Raw genomic sequence first — 15,423 nt, forward strand, 5'->3', positions numbered from 1 at the left:
GGCGGCGTTCATCACGTCCCTCTCAATTGCAGAAGCTGCGCGCAGACGGCGATGGCGATCACGTCCGGCTCTTTGCCGAAGACGCCGGGCACGCCGATCGGCGCGGTCAGGCGAGATAGCGCCTCGGGTAAAATCCCGTCCGCCTTCAGGCGCGAATTGAACCGGGCGATCTTGGTCGACGAGCCGATCAGACCGACGAAGGCAGGCAGGATTGGACGCCCCAGCGCCGCCAGCGTCAGGTGATAGTCCAGCGGATGGTCATGCGTCAGGATCAGTATCGCCGCATCGTCAGGCGCTTCGGACACGCAGGCGGCGATGTCCTCTTCTGCCACCATGGACACGCCATCGATACGGCCCTGTTCGGGGCGGGTGTCGAACCAGGCGAGTTGCAGCGGCAGGCCGGTCATATGCCGGGCGATCGCCTGCCCGACGTGGCCGGCACCGAACAGGTAGACCGGACGCGGTCGCTCGCCCACCGGCTCGACGATGCGCGTGCCCGGCAGTGGCTTGTCGCCACGGGCAGACTGGCGGGTAGCGGTCTCCCGCTCGAACACCGCGCGCGCGAGGGCGTCCGGCTCAAACCGGGTGGAGAGCATCCGGCCCGGTTCCGCATCGTGAAGCCAGTCGAGCGCCTGCGGGTCGATCCGCTCCACCAGCAGCCGCACGCGCCCGCCGCAGCACTGGCCCAGCAGCGGGCCGAGCGGATAGTCCTGCACCCGCCACGTGCCGGGCGCATGGCACAGCATGGCGCGGGCCTGATCCACCACGCGATACTCCAGCTGGCCCCCGCCGATGGTGCCTTGCTGCCCATCGGCAGTCACCAGCATCCGCGTGCCCGCCCCGCGCGGCGCAGAGCCTTCGCTGGCCAGTACGCTGACCATTGCGGTGGGCACCGCCGGGTCCAGCCGCCGCAGCCAGCCGATCCACTGCGTCATGCCGAGAACGCCGTCACGGCCTGAAGGATACGCTCCGGCGTGCAGGGCGCGTCCAGCTGCGGCAGCGCGCGCCTGCCCGGCGCGGTGGCCGCCACCGCACGGTTGAGCGCAGAGAAGACCGAGATCGCCAGCATGAACGGCGGCTCGCCCACAGCTTTCGACCGATTGATGGTCGGCTCCACGTTCTCGCCGTCCCACAAGGCGATGGTGAAGTGCCGGGGACGGTCGGAGGCGGTAGGGATCTTGTAGGTGGCCGGGCTGTGCGTCAGCAGGCGGCCCTTATCGTCCCACACCAGTTCCTCGGTCGTAAGCCAGCCCTGCCCCTGGATGAACCCGCCCTCGATCTGGCCGAGGTCGATCACCGGGTTCAGCGACCGGCCCACATCGTGGACGATGTCCACCGCCAGCACCCTGTGCTCGCCGGTCAGGGTGTCGATCACGACTTCGCTCACCGCCGCGCCATAGGCGAAATAGTAGAACGGGCGGCCCCTGAACACGGAGCGGTCATAGGCGATCCCCGGCGTCGCGTAGTAGCCGGTGGAGGACAGCGAGACGCGCCCCATGTGCGCCTTTCGCGCCACTTGCGCGAACGTCAGCATTTCCGACCCGACGATCACGCCGCCGGGGGTGAAGTGCACCTCGCCCTCCTCCAGCCCGTAAGTGCGGGCCAGGAATTCGCTCAGCCTGTCGCGGATGGTGACGGCGGCGTTGTGCGCGGCCATGCCGTTGAGGTCCGCGCCCGAACTGGCCGCCGTGGCCGAGGTGTTGGGCACCTTGTCGGTCCGCGTCGCGGTATGGCGGATCGTCTCCAGCGGCACGCCGAAGACGTCCGCCACTACCCGCGCCACCTTGACGTAAAGGCCCTGCCCCATCTCGGTGCCGCCGTGGTTCACCTGGATCGACCCGTCGGCATAGACATGCACCAGCGCGCCCGCCTGATTGAGGTGGGTAGTGGTGAAGCTGATGCCGAACTTCACCGGCGTCAGCGCGATGCCCTTCTTCAGCACCGGGCTGGACGCGTTGAACGCCTCGATCGCCCGCGCGCGCTCGTCATAGCGTGACGATGCGCGCAGCGACGCGATGATCTGCGGCGCCACGTTATCGGCCACGGTCATGCCGTAAGGCGTCGTGTCGCGCCCCGGGCCGTAAAGATTGGCCACGCGCACGGCGAGCGGGTCCAGACCTAGCGCGGCGGCGACGTCGTCCACCACCCGCTCGATCGCCAGCATCCCCTGCGGGCCGCCGAAGCCGCGAAATGCCGTGGCGGAGACGGTGTTGGTCTTCAGCCGCTCCGACACCACTTCGACATCGGGCAGGTAATAGCAGTTGTCCGAATGGAAGATCGCGCGGTCGTTGATCGCGGGCGACAGATCCACCGTCGCGCCGCAGGCCGACGCAAGGCGCAGCGACAGCGCCAGAATGTGGCCTTGCTCATCGAAACCGACGTCGTAGACGACTTCGAAGGGGTGGCGCTTGCCGGTCATGACCATGTCGTCGTCCCGGTCGGCGCGGAACTTGGCGGGGCGGCCCGTCCTTGCCGCGACCAGCGCGGCGGCGGCGGCGAACAATGCCGCCTGCGTTTCCTTGCCGCCGAAGGCCCCGCCTATGCGGCGCACTTCCACCGTTACGTCGGCAGAGGAGACATGCAGCATGTGCGCGATCAGGTGCTGCACTTCGCTGGGGTGCTGGGTCGAGCACAGGACGTGCATCTGCCCGTCCTCCCCCGGCGTGGCGACGGCGATCTGCCCTTCGAGGTAGAAGTGGTCCTGCCCGCCCATCGCGAACCGGCCCGAACGGCGGTGGGGCGCGGTGGCAAGCACGGCGGCGGCATCGCCGCGCGCCATGTGCTGGGCCGGCTCGATGTGGGAGTTCGCCTCGCGGGCCTGATCGATGGTGATCGCGGCGGGCAGCGGTTCGTACTCCACCCTGCCCAGCCGTGCGGCCGCGCGTGCGGCGCGCTGGCTGGTGGCGGCGACGAGGAACAGCGACTGGCCCTGCGTGATGACTTCGCTATCGGCCAGCAGCCGGTCATCGCCCGCCACCGGGCTGACGTCGTTCGCGCCGGGAATGTCGGCGGCGGTGAAGACGGCGACCACCCCCGGCGCGGCGCGCACGGCAGCAAGGTCCATCGATATGATCCGCGCATGCGCCTCGCTCGACTGGCCGAAGGCGAGGTGGAGCATGTCCGCAGGTTCGCCCAGATCGTCGATGTAGCGCGCCTCTCCGGCAACGTGCAGCCGGGCGCTATCGTGGGCGTGCGAGGGTTTGGGCACCACCTTCCAGGCGGGATCGCGTTCAGCCATCGAGCGCCTCCATATCGAGCACGGAAACCGGCACACCCTGCGTGCGCAGCCACAGACGGCGTAGCAGTCCGGCGGCGACATTCAGGCGATAGTCCGCCGATCCGCGTACATCGGTCAGCGGCTGGTAATCGCCGCGCAGCGCTTCGGCAGCGGCCATAAGCGTCGCTTGGGTGAAGGGCTGGCCGAGCAGCGCGGCCTCGCAGGCGCCGGCGCGTTTGGGCGTTGCGGCCATGCCGCCGAAGGCGATGCGGGCGAATTCGATCACACCATCCTTCACATCCAGAAAAAAGGCGCCGCAGACCGCCGAAATGTCGCTGTCGAACCGGCGTGACAGCTTGGCGATGTGGATCACGGCGTCGGGGCCGGGGCGTGGAATGCGCACGGATTCCACGAACTCTCCCGGCGCGCGGTCCTGCTTTCCGTACGCGACGAAGTAATCCTCCAGCGGCATCGTTCGGCGCCCCCCGGCGCTGCGCAGCGTCAGCTCCGCGCCCAGCGCGATCAGTGCAGGCGGCCCATCGCCGATGGGGGAACCGTTGGCGATGTTGCCGCCCACCGTCCCGGCATTGCGGACCTGCAGCCCGCCGATCCGCCGCACCAGTTCGCCAAGGTCGGGATGCAGCCGCGCCATCGCCGCGTGGGCATCGGCATAGCGCAACCCGGCGCCAAGCGTCAGGGCATCTGCGGTTTCCTCTACGGTCTGGAGGTCGCCAACGTCGCCCAGGAAGATCACCGTGTCCAGCGTGCGCAGGCCCTTGGTCACCCACAGGCCAACGTCGGTGGCCCCGGCGACGAGGCAGGCGTCGGGATGCTCTGCCAGCAGGGTGGCGACTTCCTCTGCCGTGTGCGGGGCGAACCAGCGGCGGCCCTGCCACTCACCCGATGCACCACCGGCGATGGCCTTGAGCGCGGACAGGGTGGCGGCATCGTCCTGCGGGTAAGGCCCGGCGCCTTCCCCCGCCGCAAGGATGGGGCCGTAGCCGGTGCACCGGCACAGGTTGCCCGCGATCACGTCGGCCACCGGCAGGTCGCTGCCCCGCGCACCGATGCTTCGGCCATGAAGCGACATGACGAAGCCCGGCGTGCAGAACCCGCATTGCGAACTGCCGTTGCACGCCATCGTTTCCTGCAGGGGGGTGAGGGTATCTGCGGTTTTCAGGCTCTCAACCGTCATCACCGCCTTGCCGTGCAGCATGGGCAAGAACTGGATGCAGGCATTGACCGCGCGCCACGCCACAGCGTTGCCTTCGGGCGAGCCGACCAGCACCGTGCAGGCACCGCAATCGCCCTCGGCACAGCCTTCCTTGGTGCCGGTGCGGCGCATCGTGTAGCGCAGGTGATCCAGGACCGTCGCCCGGGGATCGACCCTGTCCAGTTCGACCGTCCGGCCATCGAGAAGAAATGTCACGCTCAAGTCAGCTGCCCCGATATGTCGAATAGCCAAAGGGAGAGACCAGCAGCGGCACATGATAATGCCCCCCCGCATCGGCGATGCCGAAGTCGATGGAGACATGGTCGAGGAACGGCGGCTCGGGTAGCTCCACGCCCTTCTCCCGGAAGTACGCGGCGACGGCAAAGGTCAGGCGATAGGTTCCTACCGGCAGCGCCGGCAGGCCGGGGCAGCGGCCATCGGCGTTCGTCTCGCCGGTGAACAGGATCGTGCCGGACCCTGTTTCCAGGCACAGGGATATGCCCGTGGCGGGCGATCCGTGCGTGGTGTCGAGGACGTGGGTGGACAGGCTGCTCATGCATCTACCTTCAGCGGCCATTGGCCCAGGAATTCATGTTCGTCATAGGCGAGGAAGTCGGCCACCAGCGCGGCGCGGTCGTCGAGGAAGAGCTGGTCGGCGATGCCCTTCACCAGCCGGGGCAGCGCATTGTGCAGGCCCGACAGCGCGGAAGCGGACAGTCCCAGGCTGACTAGCGCGGAATAGTTGAACGCGAACAGGCCGTGCAGCGGCGCACCGTCCACCCCGTCCTTTGGCAGGAACTCGAAGGCCGGGCCCAGATAGGGATGCGCGTCGATCAGGGCGTTGGGCCTGCCCGGCGGGGTCACCCGGTCGGCCCAGCGGGCGATCAGATGCGCCACATCGGTCAGTTCGGGACGCAGCCCCGGATCGCTGAGCAGGCCGGTGGAGATGACCACGAAGTCGAAATCGTGCGTGCCATGCAGTGTGGTGACGCGGACCCGCCCGTCCTGCTCCTGCACGTCCAGCCACGGCGCGCCAAGGTGCAGGGCAAAGCCCGGCCATGCGGCGGCGCGTTCGAACGTGTCGTTCGTCGGCGGCTGGTTGTGGCCCAGGAAGGCATCCATCGCGGCGTACTTGGTCTGGTCGTCCAGCGCCGGATAGCGGGCGGTGAAGCCCACGCGCTCCATGAAGCGGATGGGGTTGATGCGCGGCAGTTCCTTTCGCCGCATGAACACTTCCGCAGCGGCAACGCCCTGCGTCAGCGCGAAGTTGGCGTTGTCGAACGCCGATGCGCCGCCGCCCAGAACGCCGATGCGCTTGCCATGAAGAGCCGCGAAGTCGATCGGCTCGCTGGTGTGCGCCCACAAATGGCGGGGCAGGTTGTCGCGCACGACCGCCGGGGTGTGCCATTCCCCGCCGCCCTGGATGCCGGTTGCCAGCACGACCTTGCGCGCCAGCGCCACGCTGCCATCGGCAAAGTGCAGGCAATGGACGCCGTGCGCCACCACCGGCTCTATCCGCAGCAGCCGGGCGCCGTTCTCCGCCGGCAGGTCCAGCACGCGGCGATACCAGCGCAGATACTCCATCCAGTCGCCGCGCGCGATCTTGTCCACCGCGGCCCACCCGGCGGCCCCATGCTGCGCTTCCCACCATGCGCGGTACGTCAGCGCGGGCACGCCGAAATCGATGGGGTTGAGGTGCTTGGGCGTGCGCAGCGTGACCATCCGCGCGTAGGTTTCCCAAGGCCCCTCGAAGCCGGCCTCGTTCTCGTCGAAGATGCGCACGTTGGTCACGCCTTCGCGCCGCAGGCCCAGCGCGGCGGACAGGCCGCACTGGCCGCCGCCGATCACCGCGACGTCTAGCACCGGGGCACCGTCCACATCACGCGGGCGCACCCATTCCGGGCGGGCGAAGCCGATCAGCTCCAGTTCGCGGGCAAGCTGCGCTTCCAGTGTAGCCAGTCCCGATGCAGGCCCGATGGCGTCGGTCATGCCTTGTCCTCCAGCCGCAGGCGGACGATCTCACCGATCTGCTCCAACGCGGCGGCGATCTCGGTCTCCCGATCATGCGTCAGCCGCCGCTCCATCGCTGCCAGGATATCCGCCTTGTCAGTCAGGCGCACGCAAATGATGAAGGGAAAGTCGAACCGTGCTCGATAGGCCGCGTTCAGGCGGTGGAACGCGGCATATTCGTCAGGCGTCAGCCGGTCCAGCCCGGCGCTGGCCTGCTCGGCGGCGCTGGCGTCGGTCAGGTTACGGTCGATCGCGGCCTTGCCCGCAAGCTCGGGGTGCGCGCGGATGAGGGCCAGCTGCTCTTCGCGCGTGGCAGAATGCAGCACGGCCATCAGATCGGCATGACGGTCGCCCGAGGCGGGGCGCGCGTCCGCCCGTTCCTCCACCCACGGACTGTGTTCGAACAGGGCGGTCACGAGGTGCTTCCTTCAAGGCTGACATGTGCGGAGACGACCTTCCACCCTTCGGCAAAGCGCACCCACGATTGCGTCTGGCGGCCCCTGCGATCCGAGCCTTCGCGGAAGAACTCGGCGTCGGCGGTGGCGAAAGACTCTCCATCGACGGTGATCGCCACCCGCCCCAGCCTGCGCTGCGGAGAGCCGCCGCGTCCCTTGCGGAAGGCGCGGATCTCCTCGATCCCGTACAGCACTTCGCCCACGCCATAGCGATTGGTGGTGGGGGCATCGTGGAACAGCGCGTCCATCGCGGGAATGTCGTCCGCCATCAGCGCGCGTTCGTATGCGTGGAACGCGGCGGTGACTTCGGCCAGCAGCGCGGGGTCATCGATGCGCATGGGGATGCACCTCCATCCAGTGGCGGGCGATGTCGATGCGCCGCGCGACCCAGGCATCGCCACTGTCCATCACATGGTCGAGGAACCGCGACAGCCAGCGCGCCCTGCCCGGCTTGCCGGCAATCCGCGCGTGGAGGCCCACCGACATCATCCGCCCGCCCTCCTCGCGCAGCTGGTCGAAGGTATCGCGCATGTGGCGAAAGAACTGCTCGCCCTCCGTAAAGCCGTTGAGCGCGACGATCTTCATGTCGTTGACGTCGAGCGTATAGGGCACCACCAGCTGCGGCCTGCCATGCCGCGTGTCCCAGTACGGCAAGTCGTCGGCATAGCTGTCCGCGTCGTAGGCGAACCCGCCCTCCTCGGCCACCAGCCGCGCGGTGTTGGGCGACGTGCGCCCCTGATACCAGCCCAGCGGGCGCGATCCGGTCAGCCGCTCGTGCAGGGCGATGGCCTCTGCGATGTGGGCGCGCTCCACCGCTTCGGGCTGATACTGGTAATCGATCCAGCGCAGGCCGTGGCTGGCGATCTCCCAGTCGGCGGCCAGCATCGCCGCGACCGCGTGCGGGTTCATCTCCATCGCCTTCGCCACGCCGAACACGGTGACGGGCAGGCCGCGCTGGGTGAACAGCCGGTGCAGGCGCCAGAACCCGGCGCGGCTGCCGTATTCGTAGAGGCTTTCCATCGCCATCGCCCGGTCGGGATGGCTGGCCGCGCCGACCATCTCGGACAGGAACGCCTCCGAACCCTGATCGCCATTGAGGACGGAGTTTTCCGCGCCTTCCTCGTAATTGACGACGAACTGCACCGCCACGCGCGCACCGTTTGGCCACTGCGGGTCGGGCGGCGTAGGCCCATAGCCGATGAGGTCGCGCGTCATGCGTCCCACGCCGCGATGGCCGCCGGAACGGCATCACCCACGGGCAGCGCGAAGCCCTGCATCGCCAGGCACGATTCCAGCGCCGCCAGCGTCAGCAGCACCTTGTGCTTCATCGCGTTGTAGCCCATCGCACCGATGCGCCAAATCCGGCCCTGCAGGGGTCCGAAGGCGGTGCCGATCTCTATCTCGAACAGGTCGCGCATGGCCTTGCGCACGGCCTCGCCGTCCACGCCTTCGGGAATGTAGACCCCGGTCACGTTGGTCATGCGATGGCGGTCGTCGCCGAAAACCGTCAGCCCCATGGCGCGCAGGCCCGCAGTCATCGCACGTCCTGCGCTAGCGTGGCGGGCATAGCGCGCCTCCAGTCCTTCGCCCAGCGCGATGCGGGCGCATTCGCGGGCGGCGTAGAGCATCGAGGTCGCCTCGGTGTGGTGGTTGAGGCGCTGTTCGGACCAGTAGTCCATAATCATCGCCAGATCGAAGTAGTTGGAGCCGATGCGCGGCCCCGCCCCGTCCAACGTGGCGGCGCTGCGGATGCCCTGCTCCACGTGGCGGCGCCTGCCGATGTGCTCTGCGGCGCGGTCGGACAGCGTGATTGGGGCCGAGCCGGAGGGACCGCCAAGGCACTTCTGCAGGCCGCCGGTGACGACATCGACGTCCCAGCGGTCCGCCGCCAGTTCCATGCCGCCGATGGTCGCGGTGGCATCGACATAGGACAGCGCGCCCGCTGCCCGGCACAGAGCGCCCAGGCCCTCCAGCGGCTGTGCCATCGTGGTCGAGGTATCGCCGTGGATCGTCGCCACGACCTTGGGGTGGACGCGGGCGATGGCCTCGGCGATGCAGTCCAGCGGAACCACCTCGCCCCAGGGTGCCTCGACCGTTTCGATGACTGCGCCGATACGCTGCAGGATCTCGGTCAGCAGCAGGCCGAAGCGGCCGAAGTTCACCACCAGCACCACGTCGCCCGGCGCCACGAGGCTGACCAGCGCCGCCTCTATCCCGGCGCGCGCGGTGCCGTCGACCAGCATCGTCCACCGGTTCTGCGTCCCGAAGATCGGGCGGTAGAGCGCCATGACCTGATTCATGAACCCCGTCATCTCGGGGTCGAACTGGCCAAGCAGGTCGGCGCTCATCGCCCGCAATACGCGGGGATGGGCGTTGATCGGCCCCGGCCCCATCAACAGGCGCTGGGGCGGGTCGATCTCTCCGAAAAGCTGCGGATCAAGTGCGGCTGACAAAGCTCTCTCCCAAGCGGTCTATGAAGCCGAGCATCACCTGCAGCGCAATGTGCGCGTCGGCAGGCTCCACATGCTCTGCCGGATTGTGGCTGATGCCCTCGCGGCACCGGATGAACAGCATGGCGGTCGGGCACAGCGCGCCCATGTTCATGGCGTCGTGCCCGGCACCCGACACAAGCCGCCGCACCGGCTGCCCGGCAGCGGCCATGGCAGCGTCCAGCATGTCCATCAGCGCAGGTTCGCTGGGGCTGGCGGCAAGGTCGTGGATACGTTCGATGGCGAAATCGAGGTCGCGCGCGTCGGCGATTTCCCGAATCCGTTCACGGATCGCTTCGGCCACGGCATCGCGGCGGCTTTCCGCGGCGGAGCGCACGTCGATGGTGAAGCGCACTTCGCCGGGGATCACATTGGGTGCGCCGGGCAGCGCCTGGAGCACGCCCACGGTGGCGACGACGTCGGAATTGTGCCCTCGCGCGATCTGCTCCACGGCCAGCACCATCGCCGCCGCGCCCGCCAGCGCGTCGCGGCGCAGGCGCATCGTGGCGGTGCCCGCATGCCCGGCCATGCCCCTGACGGTGACGGCATGTCGCAACTGCGCGGCGATGCCGGTGACGGTGCCGACCGCCAGCCCGTCCGCCTCCAGCACCGGCCCCTGCTCTATGTGCGCCTCCAGATAGGCCAGCGTGGTGCCCGGCGCGCGCACGGCAGTCAGGTAATCGCCAAGGCGATCGGGCATGGTGACGAGCGCCTCCGCCAGCGTCACGCCTGCCGTATCCGTTACGTCGAGCGCGGCGGCATCGAGCGTCCCCGCCACCGCCCGGCTGGTCAGCATGGCGGCGGGAAAACGCGATCCTTCCTCGTCCCCGAAGGCGTAGACCTCGATCGGGAACGGCAGGCGGCGCCCCTGCGCATGCAGCGCGGCGACGGCCTCTATTCCCAGCATAATGCCCAGCGGCCCGTCGTAGGCCCCCCCGTCGCGCACGGAATCGAGGTGACTGCCGATCACCAGCGCGGGCGCATGGCCAAGATGCCCGTCATAGCGGCCCACCAGATTGGCGGCGGCATCGACATGGACGCGCATCCCGGCGGCTTCCATCCACCCGGCCACGGCCTTTTGCGCGGCGGCGTAGGCAGGCGTCAGGTATGCGCGGAACAGGCCGCCTTCCATGTCGCTGTAGGGCGCCGCGCGCAAGGCATCGCACCGCGCCACGGCCCGTGAGCCGCTGGGGGTGTCTGCGCCGGTCATGCGGAATTGCCGGTGCGACAAGGCGCGTCCCTCACCATCCCGCCGCCTCGCCATCGCTGCGCGGGTCCGTGGCACCCTGGAACGAGCCATCGGCAAGGCGCACCACCGCGCCTGCATGGCCCATTGTCGCGGTCATGGGGCCGACCCGCTCGACATCGTGGCCTGCGGCGGCCAACTGCGCATAAAGCGCGTCGTCGAAGCCGTCCTCCAGCTTGAGCGAGGTGGTCGCATCGCCCCAGGTGCGGCCCAGCAGCCAGCGCGGGGCGCTGATGGCGGCCTGCAGGTCCGTGCCGAAGCGGGCATAGCGCGTGAACAGCGCGGCCTGGGTCTGCGGCTGGCCCTCCCCGCCCATGGTGCCATAGGCCATGACACGCCCGTCGCCGAACACCGCCAGCGCAGGGTTCAGCGTATGGAACGGCTTGCGCCCCGGCTTCAGCGCATTCCAGCCGGCTTCCGCCAGCCGGAACGAACTGCCCCGGTTTTGCCAGGTGATGCCCGTCTGCGGCAGCACCAGCCCCGATCCGAACTCGAAATAGGTGGACTGGATGCAGCTGACCACGCGTCCGTCGGCATCGGCGGCGCCGAACCAGCAGGTGTCGCCCCACTGCGGCGGCTGCGGCCATTTCAGCGCCCGCGCCGGATCGATCCGCGCCGCCAGCGCGTCCAGCGCGGCGGGGTCAGACAGCAGCGCCTGAAAATCGAAGTCGGTGTAGGCCGGATCGCCCACGTGGACATCGCGCAGCAGGAACGCCTGCTTGGTCGCCTCCACCAGACCGTGAACGTGGTTAAAGCCGTCGGGCGCATCTGCCTTCAGCCGGTCGAACAGCGCAAGGATCAGCAGCGATGCAAAGCCCTGCGTCGGCGCCGCCGCGTTGTAGAGCGCAGCGCCGCCGATCACCGTATGCAGCGGGTCGGGCCGGGTTGCGCGGTGCGCGGCAAGGTCCGCCGCCGATACCGGGCTGCCCAGCGCCTCCAGATCCGCCGCAATCAGCGCCGCCAGTTCACCGGTGTAGAGATCCTGCAAGCCGTTGGTGGCCAGCGTGCGCAGCGTCTGCGCCAGAGCCGGCAGGCGCAGCACGTCGCCCTGTGCCAGCGGGCGGCCCTGCGGCTCGAACGTGGCGGCATAGGCGCCCGGCTGAACGCGCAGTTCGTCGCCCTTGGCCGCAGCGATGGCCGCTCCGCCGCTGGTGACGGGAACACCCTTCTCGGCATGCTCGATCGCGTCGCGCAGCAGGCGCCCCAACGGCAGCGCGCAATAGTCCGCCTCCAGCGCCGCCGCCCAGCCAGAGATCGTGCCCGCCACCGTGTTGGCCGCAAGGGGTCCGCGCGCCGGCACCGCATCCAGTCGGGCATAGAGCGACAGGTCTGCCGTTGCCGCAGCGCCGCCGCAGCCGTGGATCGCGTGGACGGTTCCGTCCGGCTCGCGGATCACCCAGAAGCCGTCGCCGCCGATCGCGGTCATGTGCGGATAGACCACCGCCAGCGTCGCGGCGATGGCCACGCAAGCCTCCACCGCATTGCCGCCGTCAGCCAGCACATCGCGCCCGGCCCTGGCCGCAAGGTGATGCGGCGCAGTGGCGATGCCGTTCGCGGAGGTAACCGTCAGCATCACGCCCCGCCCATCCAGACGAAGCGGGCGACGAACAGCAGCGCCAGCACCAGCACGAACCCGTCCTTGCGCGTGATCGTGCCGCGCGCGATCTTGAGCAGGACGTGGGCGGTGATGCCGAACGCCAGCCCGTTGGCGATGGAGAACGTCAGCGGGATCATCGCCACCGTCAGGAATGCGGGGATCGCCGCCAGCGGGTCTTCCCATTCCACCTCGGTCAGCGGCAGCAGCATCAGGCCGCCGACGATGATGAGCGCCGGGGCGGTGGCCGCCAGCGGGATCACCTGCACATAGGGCGCGACGAACATCGTCGCCAGGAACAGCACGCCGGTGACGATGGCGGTCAGGCCGGTGCGCCCGCCCTCCTGCACGCCCGCCGCGCTTTCGACGTAGCTGGTCACGGTGCTGGTGCCCGCCATCGACCCCACCATAGTCGCCACCGCATCGGTGACGAGGATGCGGTTGAGGCGCGGGATGCGTCCGGCGGCGTCCATCAGCCCGGCCCGCTTGGTCACCGCCACAAGGGTGCCGATGTTGTCGAACAGGTCGACGAACAGGAACACGAACAGCACCTCGACCAGCCCGAGGCCATGCTTGCCCGAAAGGCCGAAGACACCGCCGAGGTCCAGCTGGAACGCGGTGCCGGTCAGCGCCGCAAGCGAGTAAGGCTCCGGGTTCACCGTCACCATCCCGGCCATCCAGCCGACCAGCGTGGTCGCCACGATGCCGACCAGTATCGCCCCGCGCACCTTCCATACGGACAGCGCGCCGATCACCACCAGCCCGAACAGCGCCAGCGCCGCACCGGGAGCCTTGAAATCGCCCAGCGCCACGAACGTCGCCGGGTTTGCAACGACGATGCCCGCACTCTTCAGCCCAATGAAGCCGATGAACAGGCCGATCCCCCCGGCCACGGCCGCGAACAGGTACGGCGGGATCGAATTGACGATCAGCTGGCGCACGCCCGTCAGCGTCAGCAGCAGGAACGCGACGCCCGAGATGAACACGCAGCCCAGCGCCACCTGCCAGGGCACGCCCATCTGCTGCACCACGGTGAAGCTGAAATAGGCGTTGAGGCCCATGCCCGGCGCCAGTGCCAGCGGCGTGTTCGCCACGCAGCCCATCAGGATCGAGGCGAAGGCCGCCGCAAAGCACGTCGCCGCCGCCACAGACGCGACCGGCATCCCCGCGCTGCCCAGAATCGCCGGATTGACGAGCACGATATAGGCCATCGTCAGGAACGTGGTCACGCCCGCCAGCACTTCGGTCCGCACGGTGGTACCGCGCGCTGTGAGCGCGAAACGGCGGTCCAGCCTGCCGGCGGGTGCCGCCTCTGCGCCATCGAGAGTGGTTGCGGTCTGCGTAGTCACGCCATTAGCCTTTCAGCCGCCGCCTGCGGCATGGAAAACCCGATGGTCCCGTTCGCTTCCAGCATGGCGGCGAAGGCGAACAGGTCAGGCTCTCGCCCGGGACCGCCGATCAGTTGGAGCCCGATCGGCAGCTTGCCGGGGCGGTAAAGCGGAACCGCCAGCGACGGCAACGCCGTGAACGTGATCGGCTGGGTGTGAATGCCCAGATCCGCCCGCGCCGGGGACAGCGCGCCGTCGATCAGGATGCGCGGGTCGGCAATGGGCGGTGCGAACGTCGGCGTGGCGGGCGCCAGCAGGACATCGAAGTCGGCCACGAGCGCTTCGATGCGGGTGCGGTATTCGGCGCGGAATGCCTGCGCTTCTTCATGGAGCGCGTCGGGCAGCAGGACACCGGCCAGCAGCCGGTCGCGCACTTGCGGGTCGAAGCCCATCGCGTTCGCCGCCAGCGCCTTGCGGTGCAGCGTGCCGCCTTCATAGGCGGTGATGAGGAACGCGGCGGAGCGGGCGCGCGCGATCTGCGGCAGTTCGATCAGCGGCGCGTCGGGGGCGATGGCGTCGATCGCGGCAAGCTGTGCGCTTTCCGCATTGTCGCGGAAGCGCCCGCCCAGACGCGCGATGCGAAAGTCCCGGCGGGGCGGAACATCACGCCCGCCCAGCACCTGCCAAAGCAGCGCCATGTCCTGCGCGGATCGGGTAAACGGTCCGATGTCGTCGAAGCTGTGAGCGAAGGGGAATACACCCCCCAGCGGCAGCGCACCGTGCGTCGGCTTCAGGCCGTACAGTCCGCAAAGGCTGGCCGGCACCCGGACCGATCCGTTGGTGTCCGACCCCAGAGCAAAAGCGAGCGACCCGGCCGCGACGATCGCCGCCGAGCCGCCCGAGGAACCGCCTGCAAGGCGGGAGGGCTCGTGAGGATTGCGGGTCGTGCCGTAGGCCGCGTTGATCGTCGCGAAGCCATAGGCGAACTCGTCCATGTTCAAGGTGGCAAGGCACACCGCACCGGCGGCCTTCAGCCGGGCGACGGCCTCTGCATCGGCGGCGGCGGGGGACGCATCGGCATAAAGCGTGGAGCCCGCCGTGGTCGGCAGGCCTGCCAGGTCGAACAGGTCCTTGACGCCGTAAGGCACGCCCGCCAGCGGCCCAGGATCGCGCCCGGCGGCGACCAGCGCATCGACGGCATCCGCCTCTGCCAGCGCGCGCTCATGAAGGATGCGGGTGACCGCGACATGCGTATCCGCCGTCAATGCCGAGATCGCCCGCTCCGCCAGCGCGCGCGCCGAAATCGTGCCGGCACGCACGGCAGCGGCGATCTCCACTACGCCCTTCATTCCCCCTCCCCCCGCATGATGCGCGCGTGACGGGCAAGCAGTGCCAGGTTGGCGGCAACGCCGGGGGCGCATTCCGGTAGGATCGGCAGGCTTTGCGCAGCGGCGGCCATCAGGATCTCCGCGTCGCCCTGCGGCACTTGGGGTCGGGGGGGGACGGAATGTTCGGGCATGATCTCGCGCAATTCGAAAAGGGGCAGGCAGACTGCGCTGGGCCAGCGGAAATCTCCCCGCCCGGCGCTGCTATCCTACTGCCCCGCCCGCCCTGCGCGATCAAACGCAATGATGGGAACGGATCGTTGCTAAATTTAGAGCACGTGCAATCAGCTTAGTACCATCTTGGCTTTGGTTGAGACTCTACGACCGCCCTTCTCATTCGAAGAATTCCTAGCGAACGGCAGGATCGTCCAAAACACCACCCGATCGCCGTCGGTAGAGTCAGGAAGTGGCGCGGTGTCGTGCGGCGCGCCTGTGGGGCTTGCCAGACGATCCGTTTCCACTCCCTGCTCATCGAACCGGACGTGC

The 15,423-nt window shown here is 68.9% G+C and carries 15 protein-coding genes; all 15 read right to left on the reverse strand.

Going from position 1 to position 15,423, the window contains the following annotated elements; genetic code table 11:
• Positions 1–11 precede the first annotated feature (11 nt).
• Positions 12–935, reverse strand: a complete 924-nt coding sequence (gene xdhC / locus GGR40_RS20785; protein ID WP_429278166.1) for a xanthine dehydrogenase accessory protein XdhC — start codon at positions 933–935, stop codon at positions 12–14.
• Positions 932–3,238: a xanthine dehydrogenase molybdopterin binding subunit gene (gene xdhB / locus GGR40_RS20790; protein ID WP_429278167.1), complete on the reverse strand. Its 2,307-nt coding sequence runs from the start codon at positions 3,236–3,238 to the stop codon at positions 932–934. Before xdhB ends, xdhC begins: the two co-directional genes overlap by 4 nt.
• Positions 3,231–4,646 carry a xanthine dehydrogenase small subunit gene (gene xdhA, locus GGR40_RS20795; protein WP_429278168.1) on the reverse strand — a complete coding sequence of 472 codons (1,416 nt, stop codon included), beginning with the start codon at positions 4,644–4,646 and terminating at the stop codon, positions 3,231–3,233. Before xdhA ends, xdhB begins: the two co-directional genes overlap by 8 nt.
• A gap of 7 nt (positions 4,647–4,653) precedes the next feature.
• Positions 4,654–4,986 carry a hydroxyisourate hydrolase gene (gene uraH / locus GGR40_RS20800; RefSeq protein ID WP_429278169.1) on the reverse strand — a complete coding sequence of 111 codons (333 nt, stop codon included), beginning with the start codon at positions 4,984–4,986 and terminating at the stop codon, positions 4,654–4,656.
• A complete protein-coding gene (locus GGR40_RS20805; RefSeq protein WP_429278170.1) occupies positions 4,983–6,419 on the reverse strand; it encodes an FAD/NAD(P)-binding protein in 1,437 nt (478 codons plus the stop codon). The genes uraH and GGR40_RS20805 overlap by 4 nt, the downstream gene beginning before the upstream one ends.
• Positions 6,416–6,856, reverse strand: coding sequence for a 2-oxo-4-hydroxy-4-carboxy-5-ureidoimidazoline decarboxylase (gene uraD, locus GGR40_RS20810; RefSeq protein ID WP_429278171.1), 441 nt, complete (start codon positions 6,854–6,856; stop codon positions 6,416–6,418). The genes GGR40_RS20805 and uraD overlap by 4 nt, the downstream gene beginning before the upstream one ends.
• Positions 6,853–7,233 carry an oxalurate catabolism protein HpxZ gene (gene hpxZ / locus GGR40_RS20815; protein WP_429278172.1) on the reverse strand — a complete coding sequence of 127 codons (381 nt, stop codon included), beginning with the start codon at positions 7,231–7,233 and terminating at the stop codon, positions 6,853–6,855. The genes uraD and hpxZ overlap by 4 nt, the downstream gene beginning before the upstream one ends.
• Positions 7,220–8,110, reverse strand: a complete 891-nt coding sequence (gene puuE / locus GGR40_RS20820; RefSeq protein WP_429278173.1) for an allantoinase PuuE — start codon at positions 8,108–8,110, stop codon at positions 7,220–7,222. Before puuE ends, hpxZ begins: the two co-directional genes overlap by 14 nt.
• A complete protein-coding gene (locus GGR40_RS20825) occupies positions 8,107–9,288 on the reverse strand; it encodes a pyridoxal-phosphate-dependent aminotransferase family protein (protein WP_429278181.1) in 1,182 nt (393 codons plus the stop codon). Before GGR40_RS20825 ends, puuE begins: the two co-directional genes overlap by 4 nt.
• Positions 9,289–9,331: 43 nt before the next feature.
• The gene (locus tag GGR40_RS20830; RefSeq protein WP_429278174.1) at positions 9,332–10,594 is read right to left on the reverse strand and encodes an allantoate amidohydrolase; all 1,263 of its coding nucleotides are present in this window, start codon (positions 10,592–10,594) and stop codon (positions 9,332–9,334) included.
• Positions 10,595–10,625: 31 nt separating this feature from the next.
• Positions 10,626–12,203: a gamma-glutamyltransferase family protein gene (locus GGR40_RS20835; protein WP_429278175.1), complete on the reverse strand. Its 1,578-nt coding sequence runs from the start codon at positions 12,201–12,203 to the stop codon at positions 10,626–10,628.
• Positions 12,203–13,573 (reverse strand): NCS2 family permease, encoded by a 1,371-nt coding sequence (locus GGR40_RS20840; protein WP_429278176.1) that lies wholly within the window; start codon positions 13,571–13,573, stop codon positions 12,203–12,205. The genes GGR40_RS20835 and GGR40_RS20840 overlap by 1 nt, the downstream gene beginning before the upstream one ends.
• Positions 13,570–14,901 carry an AtzE family amidohydrolase gene (locus tag GGR40_RS20845; RefSeq protein WP_429278177.1) on the reverse strand — a complete coding sequence of 444 codons (1,332 nt, stop codon included), beginning with the start codon at positions 14,899–14,901 and terminating at the stop codon, positions 13,570–13,572. The genes GGR40_RS20840 and GGR40_RS20845 overlap by 4 nt, the downstream gene beginning before the upstream one ends.
• Positions 14,898–15,071 (reverse strand): hypothetical protein, encoded by a 174-nt coding sequence (locus GGR40_RS20850; RefSeq protein WP_429278178.1) that lies wholly within the window; start codon positions 15,069–15,071, stop codon positions 14,898–14,900. Before GGR40_RS20850 ends, GGR40_RS20845 begins: the two co-directional genes overlap by 4 nt.
• A 150-nt stretch (positions 15,072–15,221) precedes the next feature.
• On the reverse strand, positions 15,222–15,423 hold a 202-nt coding region (locus GGR40_RS20855; protein ID WP_429278179.1), incomplete at its 5' end, for a hypothetical protein.

The organism is Novosphingobium gossypii (genome assembly GCF_050433305.1).
In the GTDB taxonomy this organism is placed as follows: Bacteria; Pseudomonadota; Alphaproteobacteria; order Sphingomonadales; family Sphingomonadaceae; genus Novosphingobium; species Novosphingobium gossypii.

What these genes read in the sequence shown, in the direction of transcription:
- GGR40_RS20805 (WP_429278170.1), bottom strand. Translation starts at nt 6,419, where the DNA reads ATGACCGACGCCATCGGGCCTGCATCGGGACTGGCTACACTGGAAGCG.
- GGR40_RS20850 (WP_429278178.1), bottom strand. Translation starts at nt 15,071, where the DNA reads ATGCCCGAACATTCCGTCCCCCCCCGACCCCAAGTGCCGCAGGGCGAC.
- puuE (WP_429278173.1), bottom strand. Translation starts at nt 8,110, where the DNA reads ATGACGCGCGACCTCATCGGCTATGGGCCTACGCCGCCCGACCCGCAG.
- hpxZ (WP_429278172.1), bottom strand. Translation starts at nt 7,233, where the DNA reads ATGCGCATCGATGACCCCGCGCTGCTGGCCGAAGTCACCGCCGCGTTC.
- GGR40_RS20825 (WP_429278181.1), bottom strand. Translation starts at nt 9,288, where the DNA reads ATGGGGCCGGGGCCGATCAACGCCCATCCCCGCGTATTGCGGGCGATG.
- xdhB (WP_429278167.1), bottom strand. Translation starts at nt 3,238, where the DNA reads ATGGCTGAACGCGATCCCGCCTGGAAGGTGGTGCCCAAACCCTCGCAC.
- uraH (WP_429278169.1), bottom strand. Translation starts at nt 4,986, where the DNA reads ATGAGCAGCCTGTCCACCCACGTCCTCGACACCACGCACGGATCGCCC.
- xdhC (WP_429278166.1), bottom strand. Translation starts at nt 935, where the DNA reads ATGACGCAGTGGATCGGCTGGCTGCGGCGGCTGGACCCGGCGGTGCCC.
- GGR40_RS20845 (WP_429278177.1), bottom strand. Translation starts at nt 14,901, where the DNA reads ATGAAGGGCGTAGTGGAGATCGCCGCTGCCGTGCGTGCCGGCACGATT.
- GGR40_RS20835 (WP_429278175.1), bottom strand. Translation starts at nt 12,203, where the DNA reads ATGCTGACGGTTACCTCCGCGAACGGCATCGCCACTGCGCCGCATCAC.
- GGR40_RS20830 (WP_429278174.1), bottom strand. Translation starts at nt 10,594, where the DNA reads ATGACCGGCGCAGACACCCCCAGCGGCTCACGGGCCGTGGCGCGGTGC.